The organism is Streptomyces sp. NPDC003393, assembly GCF_053589015.1.
On record NZ_JBSFRB010000004.1, the window covers coordinates 101,165 to 122,447 of the forward strand.

Consider the following 21,283-nt stretch of genomic DNA (forward strand, 5'->3'; position numbering starts at 1 on the left):
CTTCCGTCCTTTGCGATCCCCAGGCCCCCGACGCCCGCGCTGCTCGTGCCGCCGTCGGCACACCCCACGCACCCAACGACGGCACCCACCCTAGAGTCCCGCTCCGCGCGGGTGACCTCGGCCACCGGTCCGTAGCCAAGCTGGGACAAAGCCGGGCCGCCCGGCTCAGCCGGCCGCGCGCAGCACCGCCACCACAATGGGGCCGGCCGCGTCGCCGCCGTGACCGCCCTCCTGGGTCATGGCCGCGGCGGCCACGTCGTTGCGGTACCCGACGAACCAGCTGTTGGACTTCGCCTGCCCGTCGACCTCGGCGGAGCCGGTCTTCGCCCCGATGCTGCCGCGCAGCCCGGACATCGCGGGGGCCGCCGTGCCGCTGGTGGCGGTGCGGTTCATCATCTGCCGCAGCTGGGAGACCGTGCTCGCGGAAAGACCCCGGGCCGTGGCGAGTTCGCGGCCGTCGAGCTTCGGGGAGACGAGGACGGGCTGACGGAACCGGCCCGTCATCGCGGTGGCCGTCACCGACGCCATGTTCAGCGGGCTCATCTGCACCTGGCCCTGCCCGATCATGTTGGCCGCCTGGTCCGGCCCCGTGACGGCGGGCACCGAGCCGTCGAAGGAGGGGATGCCGCTCTGCCAGTTGTCCCGGCCGAGCCCGAAGCGGTCCTGAGCCTCCCTGGTCAGGGCGTCCGGTCCGCCCCGGTGCGCGAGGTCGTCGGTGAGCTTGACGAAGGCGGTGTTGCAGGAGCGCGCGAAGCTCTCCGAGAGGGTGGCCTGCTCGTTGGGCTTGAGGCCCTCGAGGTTGTGGAAGGTCTGGCTCTGCCACACCGCGTCCGGAGGGCAGGGGGCGGGCCCGTTCGCCGTGGTGATCCCGTTGTCGATCAGTGCGGCGGCGGTGATGACCTTCATCGTGGAGCCGGGCGCCAGGCGCCCCAGGAACGCCGCGTTGAACGCGTCCTGGCGGTGGTTGGCCACCGCCAGCACCTCACCCGTGGACGCCTTCACCGCCACGACCGACGACTCGGTGAACCGTCGCACGGCCCGCTCGGCGGCCGCCTGCGCGCTCGCGCTGAGCGTGGTGGGCAGCTTGCCCGCCCGGCCCTTGGCGAGGGTGACGATCGGGGTCTCGGCGGCGTTGGTGTCCGCGTGGCGGATGCGCAGTTCGACGGAGGGGGTGCCGCCCGCCTTGTCGCCGTACTTCGCGCGCAGCTCGTCCAGGATCGGCCCGAGGGAGGGGTACTTCTCCTTCGTCAGGACGGTCCCGTTGCGGTCGACGGCCTCGATCGGCGGGGCGGAGGACTCGCCCGTGACCAGCGTGTCTCCCTTCTCCAGCCCGGGGTACACCAGGGCCGGCCGCCAGTCGACCAGCGGTCGGTGGGTGCTGGCGCCGCGCACGATGTTCAGGCTGCCGCGGTAGGCGAGCGGCTTGGACTTCCCGTCGTAGGAGACGGTCGCCTTCACCGAGAAGGGGACGGTGGTGCCCGTGGCCTGCCCGGGTGTGATCTTCACCTGGGTGATGTGCGCGTCACCGCTGTAGGACGCCAGCAGCTCCCGGGCCGCCTCGGGGAAGTTCGTGTACGAGGCGGCCGTCGCCGCGTCGCCCTTCTCCCACGCGGTGAAGAACTTCGCCGACGCCTCCTTCACCTCGTCCCCGTCCGGCGGCCCGGTCTTCACGGGCGCGGCCCCGCCCCCGCTGACGGTGTTCCCGTTCAGCGCGGACACGAAGTTGTATCCCCCGTACACCGCGCCGCCCAGCAGTACGACGCAGACACCGCTGACTATGGCGGCCTTGGCCCCCTTGCGCATGAGAGCGCTCCCCTCCCCGTGTGCTCTCCCAGTGAAGCCTTCGCCCGCGGATTTTATTGAACGCGTTCAAAGACTGCGTGCGTCATGCACTGTATGCGGAGCAGGAGCCTGCTGTGACGGTAGTTTTCAGAAGTTCTCCTAAGCGAGACCAGTCAAACCGTGCCATACCCGTGTATCCAGCCACATCCGCGACCGCTACTAATCCATGGGAATCGCGGTGCCGGTGGACAGGGGCAAAGCAGATGTCCGGACGCTCAGGCGTTGGCACGAAGGCAAACTGATCGCCCCCGCCGTTGTCGCCGAAGAACAGCAGCGAATCGAAGGGCGTGTACAGGCCCGGGAACGTGACTTCCATGACCGATCTCCGTGGAGCTACGGATCAGAAGGCGCCGTACCCCGGTCGTCCCCGATCCGCGGCTACCGCTCACGCCCGACGGCACAGATGCGTGTATCCCCCACCCGGTTGGCGGTGCACAACAGCAGGGGGCATAACGTCGAAGCATGGTTGAGCAGATCGAGATCACGACCCCTGACGGCACGGCCGAGGCGTACGTCGCCCGGCCCGACGGCGACGTACGGGGAGGGGTGCTGTTCTGGATGGATGCGATCGGGCTGCGGCCGCGGATCGCCGACATGGTCGAGGAGATCGCCGGCTGGGGTTATGCGGTGCTGGCGCCGAACGCGTTCTACCGCGACGGCCGGGCCGCAGACCTGGCTCCGAAGGGCGATCTGCGCGAGCCCGAGGCCCGCGAGGCGTTCTTCGCCTCCGGGATCATGGAGCGGCTCGACAACCTGACTCCTGAGCGGGTCGAGGCCGACGTCCCGTGCTACGGGGAGGTGCTCGACGCGTACGCTCCTGGGCTGAAGTTCGGCACCACCGGCTACTGCATGGGCGCGCGGCTCGCGATCCGCACCGCGGCCCTGCTCCCGGACCGCGTCGTCGCTGTCGGCGGTTTCCACGGCGGCGGTCTGGTCACCGACGAGCCGACCTCGCCGCACACTGCGATCGTCCCGGGCGCCGAGTACGTCTTCGGGCACGCCGACAACGACGCCTCGATGACCCCGGAGCATGTCGCCGCCCTCGGCAAGGCACTCGACGCCGCCGGTGCCACCTACACCAACGAGGTCTATCCGGACGCGCCCCACGGCTACTCCATGTCGGACACATCGATGTGGCACGAGCCGAGCTTCCTGCGCCAGCGCGAGGAGCTCAAGGCGCTCCTGGAGCGCCGCCTGATCCGCTGACCGGATCCCGGCGGCCCGGGGAACGCGCGCACGTGTCTGCCCAGCTAGATCGAGCCACATCCGCGACCGCCACGAGTCGATCGGGATGGCCGTGCCCGTGTACAGCGGCCAGAAGCCCGCCAATCTGGCTGAAGCGTCCGCCGCGGTCATGAGTCGCTGGGACGACCTCAAGGATTCGCCCATGGACATCTCCCAAACACTCGAACGCTTGCGCAGCTCCCAGGGCAGCGAACCTGACTAGGCTGCCGCCGCCAACGTGGCACCCGATCGCGAAGCGCCTGCCCGGACTACCTCAGGGAGTCCGGGCAGGCCGACTCCTACCAGCCGTCGGATTGGGCTCTCGCCTACTCGCTGTGCGAAGACCTCTCCGTCTACAAGAAGTCGGGGAAGCGGGTCGGGGCAGATGCTCCAGACCACTGTCAGTTGCGGCTCCTCCTCGCAGAGAGGGCGGCCGGCGCCGTGTGCGCATCGAGGTGCACGGGCCCGAGCCGGAGGAGCAGTCCGCTGCCGTGCTCGCCATCGCCGACTACAAGAAGAATCTCGGGCTTAGGGAGTGACTCACCCCTGGAAGATCGAGATGAAGGCCAGGATCAGCGCTGGTACGGCGAGGACGGTGGCAAGCACAGTGCTCCTAGCAACGGTTGCCGCACTCGGGTTCCATGACGACCATGCGCTAAGGATTGCTGATGGCCTGATCCGGATCTCCTCGCCGGGGTAGAGAAGGACCAGCACAAGCCAGCCTACTGCAATCATGGCGGCAGCAAGACCCCGTGTCGTGAGGTCTGCGTTCGCCAATTCGGGGTTAACAAGGCCGTTCACGCCGACACTGATCAGAAAGAGTGACGTCAAAGACCAACCCTTTGAAATTCCACTTCTGAATTGCCACGACGATTTTCCCATAGCCGCCAGATGCTGCCTGATTTTCTCCGCGATCTTGTCCGCGGTGGTGCTGTCAGGATGGGAGACTGACCAGAAGGTCACGCCGCGCGTCGTGTAGGGGAACAGCCGCCAACGCATCTTCCAAGAGCCGCGGGTTACACCAAACTGTATGCGCACACTGGCCGCCCGAGTTGCTGCGGCTTTGATGGTCACTGTCAGGTTGTCGATGGTGCGAATAGAGGCATCAAGTTCATCGACAAGATCATCTAGGCTGCGAGCTTGCGCAAAGTAAGTGCGTCCGGTTGTTGAGCACTCGACCTCCACTGCCTCACCGAAGCGTGCCGCAACCTCGTCGATCATCTCCTTGATCTTGGTCGGTTTCGGCTTGGCGCCAAAGAAGTCCCCAGACCTCAACTGTCGAAGCATGGCTGCACTTTACCGACCGCGACACCTTCAGGCGCTGCGCCGCAGGTCTTGAACTGTAACCCGTCGAGGGGGTGACATGGCCGCATCGGCAGACCTCACCTTCGAAGAGATCGAGGCCCTGGAGTCCGAGTTCCACGGGCCGACCTGGCAGAAGGATGCATTCGGTCGGTGGAAGTTGCCGGCGCACACGCTCGGCTGGCAGATCGCCGGATGGTGCGCGGAGCACCTGAAGGTCGAGGGGCGGCGGGCTCTGGAGCTTCACGCTCGAGCAGCCCCGTCTCGCTTCGGCGGCCTTGTCAAACTCAAGGCGGGCTTGTCTGCGGTAGCAGCTGGAAGTTACGTGCAGCACCGGTCTGTGCAGTGGACTGCGACGGTGCCGAGGTGGGTTTGGACATGTAAGGCCGCGGTCGCCCACCGACTCGGTTCCCCCAGGCGTCCCCCGGTAGTGCCCGCTGTGAGGGAAAGTGCACCTCACGGAAGGTGGGTAGAGCCCACTGGAAATCCGCCGTGGTGCCTTGACCGAGCCTTCCGAGGGTGGTCAGCAGCGACCATCACCGACCGACAACGACCACGAGGGCGCGGCTGACCGCCGCGCCGTCGCAGTGTGTCTGTCCAGCTAGACCTAGGGTTCCAGCTATATCCGCGACCGCCAGTGGTCTATGGGGATGGTCGTGCCCGTGTATAGGAGCCAGAAGGACAGCAGTGCTCATTCGCCCCACCTATTGCAAGACTAGAAGGTCCAGCGTGATAGGCCCGCACCCCAAACGGGCTGCCAGATCTGAAATTGTTGCGCGCACGTAGGGGTAAACCGCCATTTGTGCGGTAGTGCGCCCAAATGCGGCAAGCGCTTCATCGCTGGCATCTCCATCTGGGGTGCCCTCCTCTGGAAACTCGAAGAAGGCACCCACATGAAGGCTAATTTGCAGGGCGTCCTTGTCGTCCGAGCCCTTGATGGTGAGATCGTGTTCGAAGCGGTACAGCACGCCGCCCTCCGAACGTCCCACCGTGAGTTTCGTCGAGAGCTCTTCTAGGGGTTGGAGTTCATCAGCAGCTTCTGCGTCGAGCACTTTCGCGTGCGCCTCAAGAACTCTAATGCCCGAGAGGTGAGCTCGTTTGGCAACGCCGAGTGCCTGCCTCTGCTCGTCTTCGGTTACATCTAGAACGAAGGGCATAATGTTCCGCCTCAACCAGCAGTTCGCGAAGCCAGCGATTGAGTCTGCGTCTGGCGCCGCACGTTCCAGGAGGAAACCCAGCCGATACTCGGGCGATGAGATGCTTTGTGATGCTGAAACTCGGTGCTCACCGTTTGCGCCGCTGTGATCTCGTAGAACTCAGAGCGCACATGCTGGTCTTGCGGCATCGTGCCCCATCGAAGGAGCCAAGCGTCTACGATGGCCATTTCGTCCCGGCTGAGGTAACGCTCAGGGTCGCCGCTTCCCGGAATGTTCCGATGAAGCCATTCGTTGACAACACCCCATTCCCAAATTCTTTTTCCGTTAGGGGCGCCCAGTGGTGTTGGAAATGCTTCCCGCTTGTGGCGCTCGCCGTGAATAATTTGGCGAATGCTTTCCCTGCTGCGGTCGGTGCGGCGAGCGATCTCTGAGGCGTCAACCAGGTCGCGATCCATGCGGCAGACGACGACATCGAGCTTGCGCTGGAGCTCCATCGCCGCATGCTTAGCGGCGCTCACTCCATTGTCGTGGCCGTCCATGTACATAGTGATGAGGGAGCGCCCGAAAGATTCAGCGACTGTTCCGTCGAAGTGCTCGTAGAACGCTGCCTCGACAGCGGCTACGTCGCACGGCGGCTGTACCTCAAAGCTCAGTGCGTAGGTCGTCATCGGCGCTCCCCCTCCGGTCGATGGACCTGTTGACGGCTGTCAACGGTAACCTACCCCAGTACTGGGCCGTCAAGCGCGATGTCAAGCCACGGATCGCTTCTTGCTCCGGGGATCATCATCGGGGAGTGGGCAGGTCCTCGCTAGTCGCAGGAGATCGCGAGCGTGCCGCTCCGGGACTCGCGGCGTGCCGCTGACGGGGATGCTGTGGCAGCCAGCGTCACATATGAGGCTGCCCCAGTGCCCGGCCTTGCGGAGTGACCAGCCGCCAGCGGACATGATCTCCTCAAGGGCTGCGCGCACAACCTTGTATTGATGGTTGCGCGGTAGTAGCTCTTCCCCCACCCCACGTCCCCCAGGTGTGCAATTGAGGTCACCAAACGACACACGCCGGATGAACTTTACACCTAGTTGAGCGAGTTGACTTCTTCTGGCGGACTCTTCCCTGTCTTGGACGAGGCGTGGACGACCTGGAGATTCGAACGGCTGACCATGTTGTTTGTGCAGGTCAGTGCCGAAGTGCGTGCGCTAGTTACGCCAGGTTGTAGATCTGCCGACGTGCAGAGCCGGGCCGTCTCCGGGCCGTCCGAGGGGGACCAGCGACGGCCGCTAACGACCAACAACGACCATGAGGGCCTGGGGTGCCGCCATGCCCTCATGTCGTATCTTCCCAGCTAGACCCAGGTATCGAGCCACATCCGCGACCGCCACGAGTCGATCGGGATGGCCGTGCCCGTGTACAGCGGCCAGAAGTAGATGAAGTTCCAGGCGATCAACAGGACCAGGACGCCCGCGCCGGTGGTGCCGACGACGCGGCGGGTGTCCGTGGCGCCGGGCGGGCCGATGATCGCGCCGATCAGCATGGTGACGGCCAGGCACAGGAACGGCACGAAGACGATCGTGTAGAAGAAGAAGATCGTCCGCTCCTGGTAGTTGAACCAGGGCAGCCAGCCGGCCGCGACGCCGCAGGCGATCGCGCCGGCCCGCCAGTCGCGGCGGAGGAACCAGCGCCACAGGACGTACACCAGCGCGGCGCAGGCCGCCCACCACAGCACCGGCGTGCCGAGCGCCAGGACCTCGCGGGCGCACTTCTCGCCGGCGTCGGCCGGGCAGCCCGCCGTGCCGGGGGAGGGGGACTCGTAGAAGTACGACACCGGGCGGGCGTCGACGATCCAGCTCCACGGGTTGGACTGGTACGTGTGCGGCGAGGACAGGCCCACGTTGAACTTGTAGACCTCGTGCTCGTAGTGCCACAGGCTGCGCCACCAGTCGGGCATCAGCCAGCTCCAGTGGCTGCCCCTGCCGGCGGTCGCCGCCCAGTCGCGGAAGTAGCCGCCGGTGCCGTCCGCCGGGGAGAGGATCCAGCCGGTCCACGACAGCAGGTAGGTGAGGAGCGCCACCGGCACCATGGCCAGGAAGGCGAACCCCACGTCGTACTTGAGCACCGCCACGTACGGGCGGCGGGCGCCGGCCACCTTGCGGGTGCCGACGTCCCACAGCACGGTCATCACACCGAAGGCCACCAGGAAGAACAGGCCGTTCCACTTGGTGCCGATCGCCAGGCCCAGCAGCAGGCCGGCCAGCCAGCGCCAGGGGCGCCACATCAGCCAGAAGGTGTCCGCCGTACGGGCGTCCGGGCGCACCCGGCCGTCCGCGTCGACCGGGAGCGCGGCGGCGAGTCTCGCGCGCGCCCGGTCCCGGTCGATGAGCAGACAGGCGAACGCGGCCAGCACGAAGAACATCAGCACGCCGTCGAGCAGCGAGGTGCGGCTCATCACGAAGGCCAGACCGTCCACCGCCATCAGCGTGCCCGCCAGGCAGCCGAGGAAGGTGGAGCGGAACAGCCGGCGGCCGACCCGGCACAGGATCAGCACGGAGAGCGTGCCGAGCAGCGCCGTCATGAAACGCCAGCCGAACGGGTTGAACCCGAACATCAGCTCGCCCAGGCCGATCACGTACTTGCCGACCGGCGGGTGCACCACGTACGCCGCGTCGGGTGCCAGGGTGACGTGACCGCCGGAGTTCAGGACGAGGTCGTTGGCGTTCTTGTCCCAGTTGACCTCGAAGCCGCGGTGGACGATCGCCCAGGCGTCCTTGGCGTAGTACGTCTCGTCGAATATCACCGCCTTCGGGCTGCCCAGGTGCCAGAACCGCAGCACGCCCGCCAGCAGCGTGACCAGCAGCGGCCCGCCCCAGCCCGACCAGCGCCGGAGGCGGTCGGCGAGCGGGTGCGGCACACCGAGGGCCGCCCACAGCCGCGGGCTCGGCCGGGTGTACGGCGGCACCAGCCGGTCGCGTACGTCGCTGGCGGGGCCCGCCGCGTAGCCGAAGCGGCGCAGCCGCCACTGCCACGACGGCCGCTGGTCGTGGGGGGCCAGGTCCTGCCGGGGGTCCGTGGAGGACGCGGTACTGGTCACCGCGCCATGGTAGGGAACCGGGCTGTGCGAGTCCCGTGCATGGGCGGTACCGGGGGGTATGCGTCTGCTCACGGGCCCTTGATCGGCCTTGCGAGGACGTTCCGGGCGGGGCGGCACGCGGAACTTGAGAGGATGGGCGGTGTGAGTGGAACCCTTGTTTTGGCCGGCACCCCCATCGGCGACGTCCAGGACGCGCCGCCCCGGCTCGCCGAGGAGCTGGCGGGCGCGGACGTGGTCGCCGCCGAGGACACCCGGCGGCTGCGCCGGCTGGCGCAGGCACTCGGCGTGACACCGCGCGGGCGCATCGTGTCGTACTTCGAGGGCAACGAGTCCGCCCGTACGCCGGAGCTGGTCGAGGAGCTGCGGGGCGGGGCGCGGGTGCTGCTGGTCACGGACGCGGGCATGCCGTCGGTGTCCGACCCCGGCTACCGGCTGGTCGCGGCGGCCGTGGCCGAGGACGTGCGGGTGACCGCCGTGCCCGGACCGTCCGCCGTGCTCACCGCGCTGGCGCTGTCCGGCCTGCCGGTCGACCGCTTCTGCTTCGAGGGGTTCCTGCCGCGCAAGGCGGGTGAGCGGCGCTCCCGGCTGCGGGAGGTCGCGGACGAGCGGCGCACCCTGGTCTACTTCGAGGCTCCGCACCGCCTCGACGACACCCTGGCGGCGATGGCGGAGGTGTTCGGTCCCGGGCGGCGGGCCGCCGTGTGCCGCGAGCTGACCAAGACCTACGAGGAGGTCAGGCGCGGCGGGCTGGGCGAGCTGGCCGCGTGGGCCGCGGAGGGGGTGCGCGGCGAGATCACCGTGGTGGTCGAGGGAGCGCCGGAGAAGGGGCCGGAGGAGATCGGCGCCGAGGAGCTGGTGCGGCGGGTGCGGGTCCGCGAGGGGGCCGGCGAGCGGCGCAAGGAGGCGATCGCGGCGGTCGCCGCAGAGGCCGGTGTGCCCAAGCGCGAGGTGTTCGACGCGGTGGTGGCGGCGAAGCACGCGGGCTGACGCGGACAGGCCGCGCACGGGGTGCGAAGCGGCGCTCACACCCCCTGTGAGCAGGGCGTATCTCGCTTGAGCGGGCGCCCCATGGGCTTGCAAAGATCATTTTCGAATGGCAAAGCGGCACCTGCCGTTCAGGTGAGCCTTGGGCAAGCGCGGTCCAAATCGGCTCCAACACTCGACAGGCCTGCTGCGTGGACGCCGTCGGCGGCGTCCACTGGAGACGGGGACGGAACCGTCCCTTCGTCCAGCGGAAGCGAGGAGCTGGCATGAGCGAGATCACAGGGCAGGCCGGCCACCGCGGCGCGGCCGCCGCCGTCGTCAACGAGTCGTACTCCTTCGCCTGTATGCGATGCGGGCACGGCTGGGAGCAGTCGTTCGAGATAGAGCACCACACGGACGCCGACGGCAACGACTTCGTGCTGTACGTCTCGGACGGCCGGGTCGTGCCGTCGCCGCTGTCCAGGCCCAGCTGCCGCAACTGCGGCAACCACGTCGTGCGGATCATGCGGCCGGGCCGGGTGTCCTCGGCACAGAGCCATCTGCACGAACGCGAGCACCGGCGTCAGCACCCGGCAGGTCCCGTGCTGGACCCGGCACCCGAGTCCGCGCCCGGGGAGGAGGCGGGGACCGAGCGGCCGGAGCCGCACCACTGGCACCTGTCCGATCTGCTGCACCCGTTCCACCACCGCAAGGCGGGGTGACCGACCGGCGGGCCGGCGGGCGCTGACGGACCGGTCGGGCGGTCGGCCCGCGGCACGACCGCCCCCCGGACGGGTCGCGCCCGGCCACCGGGCCGGGCGGCGTCGGCGGGTCCGTGAGGGCAGGTCCCTTTCGTAGGATCGGGGGCATGCCTTCCGATGCCGACAAGAACGCGGCGCCTCCGCTTCCGGAGCCCCTCCGGATACCGGTCGCCGACTCCCACACCCACCTCGACATGCAGTCCGGCACGGTCGAGGAAGGCCTGGCCAAGGCCGCGTCCGTGGGGGTGACCACGGTCGTCCAGGTCGGCTGCGACATCAACAGTTCGCGCTGGGCCGCCGAGACGGCCGCCGCGTACGGGAGCGTCCACGCGACGGTCGCCCTCCACCCCAACGAGGCGCCGCGCATCGTCCACGGCGACCCCGACGGTGGCTGGTCGCGGCAGGGCGCGCGGCGGCCCGGTGGCGACGCCGCCCTCGACGAGGCACTCGCCGAGATCGACCGGCTGGCCGCGCTCCCTCAGGTCAGGGGCGTCGGCGAAACGGGGCTGGATCACTTCCGCACCGGGCCCGAGGGCAAGGAGGCGCAGGAGAGGTCCTTCCGCGCCCACATCGAGATCGCCAAACGGCACGGCAAGGCTCTCGTCATCCACGACCGCGAGGCCCACGCCGACGTCCTGCGCGTCCTGAAGGAGGAGGGCGCTCCGGAGCGGACGGTGTTCCACTGCTACTCCGGCGACGCCGAGATGGCCGGGATCTGCGCCCGCGAGGGCTGGTTCATGTCCTTCGCCGGCAACGTCACCTTCAAGAACGCCCAGAACCTGCGGGACGCCCTCGCCGTCGCTCCGCTGGAGCTGGTCCTGGTGGAGACCGACGCGCCCTTCCTCACGCCGGCGCCGTACCGGGGGCGGCCGAACGCGCCGTATCTGATCCCCGTCACGGTGCGCGCGATGGCCGCCGTGCGCGGCATCGACGAGGACGCGCTGGCGACGGCCCTGGCCACGAACACCGCCCGGGCCTTCGCCTACTGACGGTCACTTCGATACCGTCCGTAGTCGCGCCGCTTTGGTGAGTGACGACCGCTCCGCTAGGTTCTGGGGCTCCGACACGACCCTCGGACCCCAGCCCTGTGGAGTGTGCCTGCGTGAGCAGCCCGCCGTACGAGACGCACCGCCGACCGTACGAGCCCTGCGGCCCGCCGTACGCAACGTACGAAGAGACCGCCGGGACCCGTGAGACCGGTGGGCCGGAGCCGTCCGGGCCACGGCATACGCGGCGCGGCGGGGCGCGGCGGGCCGGGCGGCGCGGGGCGCGCCCCCCGGAAGGCGTGGAGACAGGAGTGCGGCGGCTGCTGCCGCAGGCGCTCGTCGTCGCGTTCCTGGCGGGCGGCACCACCGCGTTCGTCGCCCAGGACAAGGCGATCGAGCTGAGCGTCGACGGCAGCCCGCGCACCCTGCACACCTTCGCGGACGACGTCTCCGAACTGCTGGCCGAGCAGGGCGTACGGGTCGGGGCCCACGACACGGTGGCACCCGCCCCGGGCGCGGCGCTCACCAGCGGCGACGCGATCGCGGTCCGCCACGGGCACCCGGTACGGCTCACCCTGGACGGACAGCGGCACGCGCTGTGGACGACGGCTCGCACCGTCGAGCAGGCGCTCCGGGAATGGGGAGTGCGCGCCGAGGGCGCGTATCTGTCGGTCCCCGGCTCCCGTCGGATCGGGCACGCCGGAATCACGCTCGACGTGCGCACCGAGCGCTCTGTCACGATCATGGCCGACGGCCGCGCCCGCACCATCCGCACCAACGCCCCGACCGTCGCGCGGGCGGTGGAGGAGGCCGGAGTCACCCTGCGCGGCCAGGACACCACCTCCGTGCCGCCCGGCAGCTTCCCGCGCGACGGGCAGACCGTCACCGTGCTGCGCGTCACCGGCATGCGCGAGGTGCGCGAGGAACCCATCCCCTACGCCGTGCGCCGCACCGCCGACCCCACCCTGTTCCGGGGCACGGAGATCGTCGAACGGGCCGGCCGGCCGGGAATGCTCCGGGTCACGTACACCCTGCGCACCGTCAACGGGGTACGGCAGCGGCCGCGGCGCGTGGAGTCGGAGGTGGTGCGCGCGCCGCGCCCGCAGCTCGTCAAGGTCGGCACCCGGCCCCATCCGCCGTCGGTACGCGGCGCCGACCACCTCGACTGGCAGGGGCTCGCGCAGTGCGAGTCCGGGGGCCGGCCGCACGCGGTGGACTCGTCCGGCACCTACGGGGGCCTGTACCAGCTCGACGAGGCCACCTGGCACGGCCTGGGCGGCCGGGGCCGCCCGCAGGACGCGTCGGCGGAGGAACAGACGTACCGGGCCAAGAAGCTGTACGTGCGGCGCGGGGCGAGTCCCTGGCCGCAGTGCGGCGACAGACTGCACGGCCAGGGGGTGGCGTCCGACTCGGGCCGGACCGGGACGGGGCCCGGTCCGCACCCCCGTACCCTGGTGCCGTGAGCAGCCCCACCCCCGACGCCCTCCTGGGCCCCGCCGACGTCCGTGAACTGGCGGCCGCCCTCGGCGTACGCCCCACCAAACAGCGCGGCCAGAACTTCGTGATCGACGCGAACACGGTCCGCCGTATCGTCCGCACCGCCGACGTCCGCCCCGAGGACGTGGTCGTCGAGGTCGGCCCGGGGCTCGGCTCCCTCACCCTGGCGCTGCTCCAGGCCGCCGACCGGGTGACCGCCGTGGAGATCGACGACGTGCTCGCCGCCGCGCTGCCCACGACCGTCGCCGCCCGCATGCCCGACCGCGCCGACCGGTTCGCCCTGGTGCACTCCGACGCCATGCACGTCACCGAGCTGCCGGGCCCGGCGCCGACCGCCCTGGTGGCGAACCTGCCGTACAACGTCGCCGTCCCCGTGCTGCTGCACATGCTCGACACCTTCCCGAGCATCGAGCGCACCCTCGTGATGGTGCAGTCGGAGGTCGCCGACCGGCTCGCCGCCGCCCCCGGCTCCAAGGTCTACGGCGTGCCGTCCGTCAAGGCGAACTGGTACGCCGAGGTCAAGCGGGCCGGCGCGATCGGCCGCAACGTCTTCTGGCCGGCGCCCAACGTCGACAGCGGGCTGGTGTCCCTGGTGCGGCGCACCGAGCCGATCAAGACCACGGCCACCCGGCGCGAGGTGTTCGCCGTCGTCGACGCCGCCTTCGCCCAGCGCCGCAAGACCCTGCGGGCCGCACTCGCCGGATGGGCCGGTTCGGCCGCGGCGGCCGAGGCGGCCCTGGTCGCGGCGGGGGTGTCGCCGCAGGCCCGCGGTGAGTCGCTGACCGTGGAAGAGTTCGCGCGCATCGCAGAGCACAAGGAGACCGACCACCAGTGAGCGTCACCGTCCGCGTCCCGGCCAAGGTCAACGTCCAGCTCGCCGTCGGCGCCGCCCGCCCGGACGGCTTCCACGACCTGGCGAACGTCTTCCTCGCGGTGGGCCTGTACGACGAGGTCACCGTCGCGCCCGCGGACGAACTCCGCGTCACCTGCGAGGGCCCGGACGCCGGCCAGGTCCCCCTGGACCGCACCAACCTCGCCGCCCGCGCGGTCCTCGCGCTCGCCGCGCGCCGGGGCATCGAGCCGGCCGTCCACATCCACATCGCCAAGGACATCCCGGTCGCCGGCGGCATGGCGGGCGGCAGCGCGGACGGCGCGGGCGCGCTGCTCGCCTGCAACACGCTGTGGGGTACGGGCGCCTCGCGCGCCGAACTCCTCGCCATCTGCGCCGAACTGGGCAGCGACGTGCCGTTCAGCCTGCTCGGCGGGGCGGCGCTCGGGACCGGGCGCGGCGAGCAGCTGACGGCCCTGGAGGTGGGCGGCACCTTCCACTGGGTGTTCGCGGTCGCCGACGGGGGGCTGTCGACGCCCGCGGTGTACGGCGAGTTCGACCGGCTGAGCGAGGGGACCGAGGTCCCCGAACCGGTGGCCTCCGAGGACCTGCTGGCCGCGCTGGCGAAGGGGGACGCGACCGCGCTCGCCGCCGCGCTCTCCAACGACCTCCAGCCCGCGGCGCTGTCCCTGCGGCCGTCGCTGGCGGACACCCTCGCGGCGGGGCGTGCGGCGGGCGCGCTGGCGGGGCTGGTGTCGGGGTCGGGGCCCACGACGGCGTTCCTCGTGGCGGACGCCGAGTCCGCGGCCGCAGTGGCGGAGGCCCTGCGGGCGTCGGGGACGTGCCGCGCCGCCCGGGTCGCCGAGTCTCCGGCGGCCGGGGCGACGGTCGTACAGGAGCGGGCGGCGGTCGTATAGGAGCGGGACCGGGACTCAGAGCCTGTCGACCGCTGTCAGGTCGATGTCGATGGCGTACGGCTTGTCGATCTCGATCCGGTCGCGATGCACGCCCATGTGCACGTATGCCTTGGTCATCGGGTCGAGTTCGTAGACGTGGACGATGGGCCTGCCGTCAGCACCGTCTTCCTCGACGCGCCAGAAGTGGGGGATCCCCGAGCGGGCGTACTTGTGCGGCTTGGTCGTGCGGTCCCGGGACTCCGAGTCCGGAGAGACGACCTCCACGGCGAGGAGGACGTCCTCGGCCTGGTAGCTCGTCTGCCCCGGTCCGGTGATCGCGTCGGTCCGGACGACGCTCACGTCGGGTTCAGGTCCATTGTGTTTGTCCAGGACCACGGTCATCTCCCGGCTGACCCTGAATTCGGCAGGCAGACTGCTGCGCAGGCGGGTGACGAGCAAGTCGATCACGTTGGCGTGGAACCGGCGCTGCGGACTCACGAAAACCAGGCTCCCGTCGATCAGTTCGGTATGCGGCGGGAGATCAGGCAGTGTGAACAGGTCGTCCACGGTGTAGCCGTCCTGCGGCGGCACCGGCCACTCGTGGCGGTGCTCTACGGACTCGGCGGTCATGGTTCCTCCCATGGACGGGATCCTGCTGCCTGCCCTCCACGGTAGCGGCCGCTTCCTGATCACGTCATCACAAAGAGTGACCATTCCCTCGCGCGTCACCCCCCACCCCCGAGGCCCTAGGCTTGAAGGCTGACCGACCCCCCTGCACAGGAGTGAAATGGCCGTCAACCTGGTCAATGTCGAGAACGTCAGCAAGGTGTACGGCACGCGTGCCCTGCTCGACGGTGTGTCACTCGGCGTGTCCGAGGGCGACCGGATCGGGGTGGTCGGGCGCAACGGCGACGGCAAGACCACGCTCATCCGGATGCTCGCCAAGCTGGAGGAGGCCGACTCCGGGCGGGTCACGCACTCCGGCGGCCTGCGGCTGGGGGTGCTCACGCAGCACGACTCCCTCGACCCCGAGGCGACCGTCCGGCACGAGGTCATCCGGGACATGGCCGACCACGAGTGGGCGGGCAACGCCAAGATCCGCGACGTGCTGACGGGGCTGTTCGGCGGCCTCGACCTGCCCGGCTTCCCCAAGGGGCTGGACACCGTCATCGGACCGCTGTCCGGCGGTGAGCGGCGGCGCATCGCGCTGGCCAAGCTGCTCATCGAGGAACAGGACCTGCTCGTCCTGGACGAGCCCACCAACCACCTCGACGTCGAGGGCATCTCCTGGCTGGCCGGTCACCTGCGCGAACGCCGCTCCGCGCTCGTGTGCGTCACCCACGACCGGTGGTTCCTCGACCAGGTCTGCACCCGCATGTGGGACGTGCAGCGCGGCACGGTCCACGAGTACGACGGCGGCTACTCCGACTACGTCTTCGCGCGCGCCGAACGCGAGCGCATCGCCGCCTCCGAGGAGGCCAAGCGACAGAACCTGATCCGCAAGGAGCTGGCCTGGCTGCGGCGCGGCGCGCCCGCCCGGACGTCCAAGCCGCGCTTCCGGGTCGAGGCCGCCAACGAGCTGATCAAGGACGTGCCGCCGCCGCGGGACCGCAGCGAACTGATGAAGTTCGCCTCCTCACGGCTCGGCAGAACCGTCTTCGACCTGGAGGACGTCACCGTCCAGGCCGGGCCCAAGGTGCTGCTCGAGCACGTCACCTGGCAGCTCGGCCCCGGCGACCGCATCGGCCTCGTCGGCGTCAACGGCGCCGGCAAGACCTCCCTGCTGCGCGCCATGGAGCAGGCCGCCCGGACCGAGGGCGAGGCGCAGCCCGCGGGCGGCCGGATCGCCGTCGGCCGGACGGTGAAGCTGGCCTACCTGTCCCAGGAGGTCGCCGAGCTCGATCCCGACTGGCGGGTCCTGGAGGCCGTGCAGCGGGTGCGCGAGCGCGTGGACCTCGGCAAGGGGCGGGAGATGACCGCCGGTCAGCTGTGCGAGACGTTCGGTTTCACCAAGGAGAAGCAGTGGACGCCGGTGGGCGACCTGTCCGGCGGCGAGCGGCGCCGGCTCCAGCTGCTGCGCCTGCTGATGGACGAGCCCAACGTCCTCTTCCTCGACGAGCCCACCAACGACCTCGACATCGAGACCCTCACCCAGCTGGAGGACCTCCTCGACGGCTGGCCCGGCTCGATGATCGTCATCTCCCACGACCGGTTCTTCGTCGAGCGCACCACCGACACGGTGCAAGCCCTTCTCGGCGACGGCACGCTGCGCATGCTGCCGCGCGGCATCGACGAGTACCTGGAGCGGCGCCGGCGCATGGAGGAGTCGGTCGCCGCGCAGGCCTCCGCCACCGCCGCGGCCAAGCCGGCGACCACGGAGAAGAGCGCCGCCGAACAGCGCGCCGCGAAGAAGGAACTCCAGAAGATCGAGCGGCAGTTGGACCGGATCTCCGAGAAGGAGTCCACGCTGCACGCCCAGATCGCCGAGCACGCCACGGACTTCGCGAAGGTGGCCGAACTCGACGCCCGGCTGCGCGAGCTGACAGGCGAGCGCGAGGAACTGGAGCTGCGCTGGCTGGAACTGGCCGAGGACGCATAGGCGCGTGCTGACCGGCGCGTGCGCCGCGTGAAGGGCTCGTGCAGGTTTTCCGGGGGGGCCCCGGGCGGGTCCCCGACGCGTAACGAGGGCATCACGGGCCGGTCCTCCCTTGGGAACAGGGGTGAACGTGGCCCCGTGAGGTGTCGGCGCCGGGTGATAAGAAAGAGCGGCCGGAGAAGTGTCCGGCCTGTGCGCGTACGACTCTGGGGCCTTCACGAATCTCAGGGCGTGGCTAAAAGTCAGTCGATGAGGGGGAAACGCGCTGATGACTCAGCCGCCCAACCAGCCGCCGCAGGGCGGATTCGGAGCACCGGAACCGCAGGATCCACGGCAGTCCACGCCCCCGCCTCCGGCGCAGCCGCCGCAGGGCGCCCCGCAGACCCCGCCGCCTCCGGCGCAGCCGCCGTCCGGCCCGCCGCAGCCCCAGCCCGGCTACGGCTACCCGCAGCAGCCCGGCCCCTACGGCCAGCCGGGCCAGCCGGGCCAGCCGGGCCAGCCGGGACCGTACGCTCAGCCGGGCCCCTACGGCGCCCCCGCACCCGGCACGCCCGCGCCCGGTCCGTACGGCTACCCGCAGCAGCCCGGTCCGTACGGCCAGCCGGGCCAGCCCGGTCCGTACGGGCAGCAGCCCGGTTACGGCTACCCGCAGGGCCAGTTCCCGGGCGCGCCCGGCACTCCGCCGCCCGGCGGCTCCCGCAACCCGTTCAAGGGCAAGCCCGCGATCCTCATCGGTGCCGCGGTGGCCGTGCTGCTCGTCGTCGGCGGCACCGTGTGGGCCGTGACCAGCGGCGACGACGGCGGGAAGAAGAAGCCGGTCGCGCAGCAGAGCGGCGACTCCAAGCCCTCGAAGCCGGCCGCGTCCGGCGATCCGGTCAACCCCGGTGACGGCAGCGGCGACGGCGGTGACGACCCGGAGGACCTCAACGCGGGCCGTCAGGACGGCGAGGCGAAGGTGCTCTGGTACAAGGAGGCGCCCGACGCGCCCGGTTCCGGCGCCGACGCCCCCGGCATGTGGGTCACCGGCAAGGCGGCGGTGAAGGCGGCGTACAAGCAAGTCTTCGCCTACAACGTCGGCGACGGCAAGCCCACTTGGGAGCCGATCACCCTCCCGCAGAAGATCTGTGCGGTGACCCCGCAGAAGTCCGCCGGCGACAAGGTCGTCGTGGCCTACGAGAGCGGCTCCAACGACCGCGCCAAGTGCAACCAGCTCCAGCAGATCGACCTGAACACCGGCAAGAAGGGCTGGCACACCCAGCTCTCCGAGGGCCAGTTGTTCGACAGCACGATCACCATCGAGCTGAGCGTCACCGGCAAGACGCTGATGGTGGGCCGTTCGCAGTCGGGTGTCGCGTACGACATCGACAGCGGCCGCAAGCTCTACGACAAGAAGCGGTACGGCGAGGCCTGCTTCCCGAACGCGTTCGCGGGCGGTGCCCGGCTGATCGCGGTCTCCTCCTGCGGTGCGGGCAGCTCCAACGAGCACGACGAGGTGCAGGAACTCGACCCGGCCACCGGCAAGGTCAAGTGGACCAGGAAGATCCCCAAGGGCTGGACGGTGGCGCGGGCCTTCTCCGTCGACCCCGTGGTGCTGTACTCGACCGACGAGGGCAAGAAGCACTACAACATCTCGACCCTGAACAGCAACGGGTCCGTCCGCTCCCAGGTCGACTCCAAGGCCACCTTCGACCCGCAGTGCGGCTGGGCCATCCTGGAGCGTGACCTGCAGGGCTGCCAGGCCGTCGCCTCCGACGCCACCACGCTCTACCTGCCCACGCGGGCCACCAGCGGCGCCAACGAGATCGTCGCCGTCAACCTCGCCACCGGCAAGGAGAAGTGGCGGGTGAAGTCCCCGCAGGACACCTCGATGCTGCCGATCAAGGTCGAGAACGGGAAGCTCGTCGCGTACGTCGAGCCGTCGTACGACGCGGGCGGCCAGGTCGTGTCCGTGCCGACCGCCGGATCGAGCCACACCCCGGCCAAGCTGCTGCAGAACCCGCAGAGCACCGCGCGGATCGAGAACAGCTTCTTCTCCAAGGACGTCGACTGGGCCGACGGACGCTTCTACATCTCCACCACCCGGCTGAGCGGCAACGACGAGTCGAGGGAGAAGCTGATGCTCGCCTTCGGCAAGTGAGGCGAGGCCGGCCGTTCGAGCGCGGCCGGCGCCGTTGCGTACCGCTCCCGACCCCGTCCCGTTCATCCGAGGTGCCGTCATGACCCAGCCGCCGCCCCCGCCCAACCAGCCGCCGCAGCAGGGGGGTTACGGCCCGCCGCAGGACCAGCGGCCCGAGCAGCCGTCGCAGACCCCGCCCCCGCCGGGCGGTCCGGACCTCGCCAAGCCCGCACAGCCGCCGGCCCCGGGCTACGGCCATGCCCAGGCCACGCAGCCGCCGCAGGGCGCCCCGCAGACCCCGCCGCCTCCGGCGCAGCCGCCGTCCGGCCCGCCGCAGCCCCAGCCCGGCTACGGCTACCCGCAGGCGCCCCAGTCCCCGCAGCAGCCGCAGCAGCCCGTCGGCTACGGCTACCCCGGCGGGCCGGGCACGCCCGCGCCGACCCCGGCCCCGGCGCCGAACCCGTACGCAACCCCGCAGCCCGGCCAGTACGCCACTTCCCAGCCCGGTTACGGGTACCCCGGACCGCCCGGCTACCCGGGGCAGCAGCCCACCGTGCCGGGGCAGGCGCAGGCGGGCGGGCCGGACAGGGAGAAGAAGAAGCAGCTGATGATCATCGTCGCGGCCGTCGTCGCGATCGCGCTGATCATCGGCGGCGGCGTCGTGTACTCGAAGTCGTCCGGCGACGGTGGCGGCAAGCAGGACACCGCCGGCACCAGCGGCGGCACCGGAGGCAAGGACGGAGACAAGGGCGGCGGCACCTCGACCCGGGGCGACGAGAAGGTGCCGGCCGACACCGCCGCCAAGGTGCTCTTCCAGTTGCCGATGCCGAAGGTGGACGACACCACCACCGTCTCCGGCTCCTGGCTCACCGACAAGGTGTACGCCAAGAGCGGTGTCGCCCAGATCGTCGGCTACGACCCCGGCAAGGGCACCAGGCTGTGGACGCTCAAGCTGCCCGGCCCGGTGTGCCAGGTGACCCGTCGCGTCACGGCGGACCACAAGACGGTGGTCGCCTACGAGCCCGCCATGCCGACCAAGGACAAGCCCTACAACGGCTGCACCCAGGTCTCGGCGATCGACCTCGACGCCGGGAAGAAGCTGTGGACGCGGACGGTCAAGATCGGCGACCAGCCGGTCAGACTCGACAACGTCACCATCAGCGGGGGCACGGCCGCCCTGGGCAGCACCAGCGGCGGCGCCGCCTTCGACCTCGCGACCGGGAAGGCCCTGTGGACGCCCAAGCCGGGTGACTCCTGCTACGACGCCGGCTACGGCGGCGGGGAGAAGCTGGTCGCGGTGCGCAAGTGCGGCACCTACGACCACCCGCAGCTGCGCATCCAGACCATCGACCCGAAGTCCGGGAAGGTGATCTCCGAGTACAAGATGGCGACGGGCATCGAGTACGCGAGTGTGGTGTCGACGAACCCGCTGGTGGTCGCGGCGGAGGTCGGCGACTCCGACAAGTCGCACGGCGTCTCCGACCTCTTCAGCATCGACAACAGGACGGGCGCCCTGCGCAACAGGATCTCGGTGCCCGGCGACCGGTACGCGGCCAGGTGCGACGGGATCACCCGGATCGAGGCCTGCACCGGCATCGTGATCGGCAACGACCATGCCTACCTGGCCACCGCCGAACACGACGGCAGCTCGGGCAGCTTCCGTGACACCAACGAGATCGTCGCCTTCGACCTCGGCACCGGCAAGCAGACCGGCCAGCGCGCGGACGCGGGAGACGGCTACACCATCACCCCGCTGCGCATGGACGGCGGCAACATCCTCGCCTACAAGGAGCCGCCCTACGACAAGGGCGGTCAGATCGTGAGCATCGACGGCGCCTCGTTCAAGGAGACCAAGCTCCTGGAGAACCCGGCGGACAAGGCGGTCCGTGACGCGGAGACCACCTTCTCGACGGACTACGCCGAGATCCTGTACCACGACGGACGCCTGTTCATGTCCCAGGTCTACGCCTCGGACTTCTCCAGCTCGAGCGACCGCTATCTGGCCATCGCCTTCGGGACCGGCTGAGTCGAT

The 21,283-nt window shown here is 70.1% G+C and carries 16 protein-coding genes and 1 pseudogene; 10 read left to right on the forward strand and 7 right to left on the reverse strand.

The window, feature by feature from the left end:
- Nucleotides 1–165: 165 nt before the first annotated feature.
- On the reverse strand, nt 166–1,803 hold the full coding sequence (locus ACWDUZ_RS05915; RefSeq protein ID WP_451630558.1) for a penicillin-binding transpeptidase domain-containing protein: 1,638 nt from the start codon (nt 1,801–1,803) through the stop codon (nt 166–168).
- An 82-nt stretch (nt 1,804–1,885) separates the two neighbouring features.
- Entirely contained in the window at nt 1,886–2,158 is a 273-nt protein-coding gene (locus ACWDUZ_RS05920; protein WP_451630559.1) for a hypothetical protein, read from the reverse strand.
- 146 nt (nt 2,159–2,304) lie between these two features.
- Here ACWDUZ_RS05920 and ACWDUZ_RS05925 point away from each other — a divergent pair, with 146 nt between their 5' ends.
- Entirely contained in the window at nt 2,305–3,048 is a 744-nt protein-coding gene (locus ACWDUZ_RS05925; protein ID WP_451630560.1) for a dienelactone hydrolase family protein, read from the forward strand.
- A 558-nt stretch (nt 3,049–3,606) separates the two neighbouring features.
- Here ACWDUZ_RS05925 and ACWDUZ_RS05930 read toward each other — a convergent pair.
- The 4 genes from ACWDUZ_RS05930 to ACWDUZ_RS05945 all read right to left on the reverse strand — a co-directional run bounded on the left by ACWDUZ_RS05930 (nt 3,607) and on the right by ACWDUZ_RS05945 (nt 8,607).
- Nucleotides 3,607–4,353, reverse strand: coding sequence for a hypothetical protein (locus ACWDUZ_RS05930; protein ID WP_451630561.1), 747 nt, complete (start codon nt 4,351–4,353; stop codon nt 3,607–3,609).
- A gap of 719 nt (nt 4,354–5,072) precedes the next feature.
- Nucleotides 5,073–5,525 carry a hypothetical protein gene (locus tag ACWDUZ_RS05935; RefSeq protein ID WP_451630562.1) on the reverse strand — a complete coding sequence of 151 codons (453 nt, stop codon included), beginning with the start codon at nt 5,523–5,525 and terminating at the stop codon, nt 5,073–5,075.
- An 11-nt stretch (nt 5,526–5,536) separates the two neighbouring features.
- Nucleotides 5,537–6,193, reverse strand: coding sequence for a hypothetical protein (locus ACWDUZ_RS05940; protein WP_451630563.1), 657 nt, complete (start codon nt 6,191–6,193; stop codon nt 5,537–5,539).
- A 671-nt stretch (nt 6,194–6,864) separates the two neighbouring features.
- Entirely contained in the window at nt 6,865–8,607 is a 1,743-nt protein-coding gene (locus ACWDUZ_RS05945; protein WP_451630564.1) for a dolichyl-phosphate-mannose--protein mannosyltransferase, read from the reverse strand.
- A 141-nt stretch (nt 8,608–8,748) separates the two neighbouring features.
- Between ACWDUZ_RS05945 and rsmI the strand changes: the two genes are divergently transcribed.
- From rsmI to ACWDUZ_RS05975, 6 genes and pseudogenes are all read left to right on the forward strand, one after another.
- Nucleotides 8,749–9,594 (forward strand): 16S rRNA (cytidine(1402)-2'-O)-methyltransferase, encoded by an 846-nt coding sequence (gene rsmI, locus ACWDUZ_RS05950; protein WP_451630565.1) that lies wholly within the window; start codon nt 8,749–8,751, stop codon nt 9,592–9,594.
- Between the two features lie 263 nt (nt 9,595–9,857).
- Nucleotides 9,858–10,292 (forward strand): hypothetical protein, encoded by a 435-nt coding sequence (locus ACWDUZ_RS05955; RefSeq protein ID WP_451630566.1) that lies wholly within the window; start codon nt 9,858–9,860, stop codon nt 10,290–10,292.
- Nucleotides 10,293–10,438: 146 nt separating this feature from the next.
- Nucleotides 10,439–11,320, forward strand: coding sequence for a TatD family hydrolase (locus ACWDUZ_RS05960; RefSeq protein ID WP_451630567.1), 882 nt, complete (start codon nt 10,439–10,441; stop codon nt 11,318–11,320).
- A gap of 98 nt (nt 11,321–11,418) precedes the next feature.
- A pseudogene (locus ACWDUZ_RS05965) lies at nt 11,419–12,708 on the forward strand (ubiquitin-like domain-containing protein); the annotation flags it as partial.
- Nucleotides 12,709–12,776: 68 nt separating this feature from the next.
- A complete protein-coding gene (gene rsmA, locus ACWDUZ_RS05970) occupies nt 12,777–13,649 on the forward strand; it encodes a 16S rRNA (adenine(1518)-N(6)/adenine(1519)-N(6))-dimethyltransferase RsmA (RefSeq protein WP_451630568.1) in 873 nt (290 codons plus the stop codon).
- Nucleotides 13,646–14,560, forward strand: a complete 915-nt coding sequence (locus ACWDUZ_RS05975; RefSeq protein WP_451630569.1) for a 4-(cytidine 5'-diphospho)-2-C-methyl-D-erythritol kinase — start codon at nt 13,646–13,648, stop codon at nt 14,558–14,560. The genes rsmA and ACWDUZ_RS05975 overlap by 4 nt, the downstream gene beginning before the upstream one ends.
- A 15-nt stretch (nt 14,561–14,575) precedes the next feature.
- Here ACWDUZ_RS05975 and ACWDUZ_RS05980 read toward each other — a convergent pair whose 3' ends face one another.
- A complete protein-coding gene (locus tag ACWDUZ_RS05980) occupies nt 14,576–15,169 on the reverse strand; it encodes a Uma2 family endonuclease (RefSeq protein ID WP_451630701.1) in 594 nt (197 codons plus the stop codon).
- 157 nt (nt 15,170–15,326) lie between these two features.
- On the opposite strand from ACWDUZ_RS05980, the gene ACWDUZ_RS05985 reads away from it, so the two are divergent.
- From ACWDUZ_RS05985 to ACWDUZ_RS05995, 3 genes are all read left to right on the forward strand, one after another.
- Entirely contained in the window at nt 15,327–17,138 is a 1,812-nt protein-coding gene (locus tag ACWDUZ_RS05985) for an ABC-F family ATP-binding cassette domain-containing protein (RefSeq protein WP_451630570.1), read from the forward strand.
- Nucleotides 17,139–17,403: 265 nt separating this feature from the next.
- A complete protein-coding gene (locus ACWDUZ_RS05990; protein WP_451630571.1) occupies nt 17,404–19,272 on the forward strand; it encodes an outer membrane protein assembly factor BamB family protein in 1,869 nt (622 codons plus the stop codon).
- Nucleotides 19,273–19,351: 79 nt separating this feature from the next.
- Nucleotides 19,352–21,277 carry an outer membrane protein assembly factor BamB family protein gene (locus tag ACWDUZ_RS05995; protein ID WP_451630572.1) on the forward strand — a complete coding sequence of 642 codons (1,926 nt, stop codon included), beginning with the start codon at nt 19,352–19,354 and terminating at the stop codon, nt 21,275–21,277.
- Nucleotides 21,278–21,283 lie beyond the last annotated feature (6 nt).

Excerpts from the sequence above, each read along its gene's own strand:
- ACWDUZ_RS05915 (WP_451630558.1), bottom strand. The coding sequence starts at position 1,803 with ATGCGCAAGGGGGCCAAGGCCGCCATAGTCAGCGGTGTCTGCGTCGTA.
- ACWDUZ_RS05920 (WP_451630559.1), bottom strand. The coding sequence starts at position 2,158 with ATGGAAGTCACGTTCCCGGGCCTGTACACGCCCTTCGATTCGCTGCTG.
- ACWDUZ_RS05925 (WP_451630560.1), top strand. The coding sequence starts at position 2,305 with ATGGTTGAGCAGATCGAGATCACGACCCCTGACGGCACGGCCGAGGCG.
- ACWDUZ_RS05930 (WP_451630561.1), bottom strand. The coding sequence starts at position 4,353 with ATGCTTCGACAGTTGAGGTCTGGGGACTTCTTTGGCGCCAAGCCGAAA.
- ACWDUZ_RS05935 (WP_451630562.1), bottom strand. The coding sequence starts at position 5,525 with ATGCCCTTCGTTCTAGATGTAACCGAAGACGAGCAGAGGCAGGCACTC.
- ACWDUZ_RS05940 (WP_451630563.1), bottom strand. The coding sequence starts at position 6,193 with ATGACGACCTACGCACTGAGCTTTGAGGTACAGCCGCCGTGCGACGTA.
- ACWDUZ_RS05955 (WP_451630566.1), top strand. The coding sequence starts at position 9,858 with ATGAGCGAGATCACAGGGCAGGCCGGCCACCGCGGCGCGGCCGCCGCC.
- ACWDUZ_RS05960 (WP_451630567.1), top strand. The coding sequence starts at position 10,439 with ATGCCTTCCGATGCCGACAAGAACGCGGCGCCTCCGCTTCCGGAGCCC.
- ACWDUZ_RS05980 (WP_451630701.1), bottom strand. The coding sequence starts at position 15,169 with ATGACCGCCGAGTCCGTAGAGCACCGCCACGAGTGGCCGGTGCCGCCG.
- ACWDUZ_RS05985 (WP_451630570.1), top strand. The coding sequence starts at position 15,327 with ATGGCCGTCAACCTGGTCAATGTCGAGAACGTCAGCAAGGTGTACGGC.
- ACWDUZ_RS05990 (WP_451630571.1), top strand. The coding sequence starts at position 17,404 with ATGACTCAGCCGCCCAACCAGCCGCCGCAGGGCGGATTCGGAGCACCG.
- ACWDUZ_RS05995 (WP_451630572.1), top strand. The coding sequence starts at position 19,352 with ATGACCCAGCCGCCGCCCCCGCCCAACCAGCCGCCGCAGCAGGGGGGT.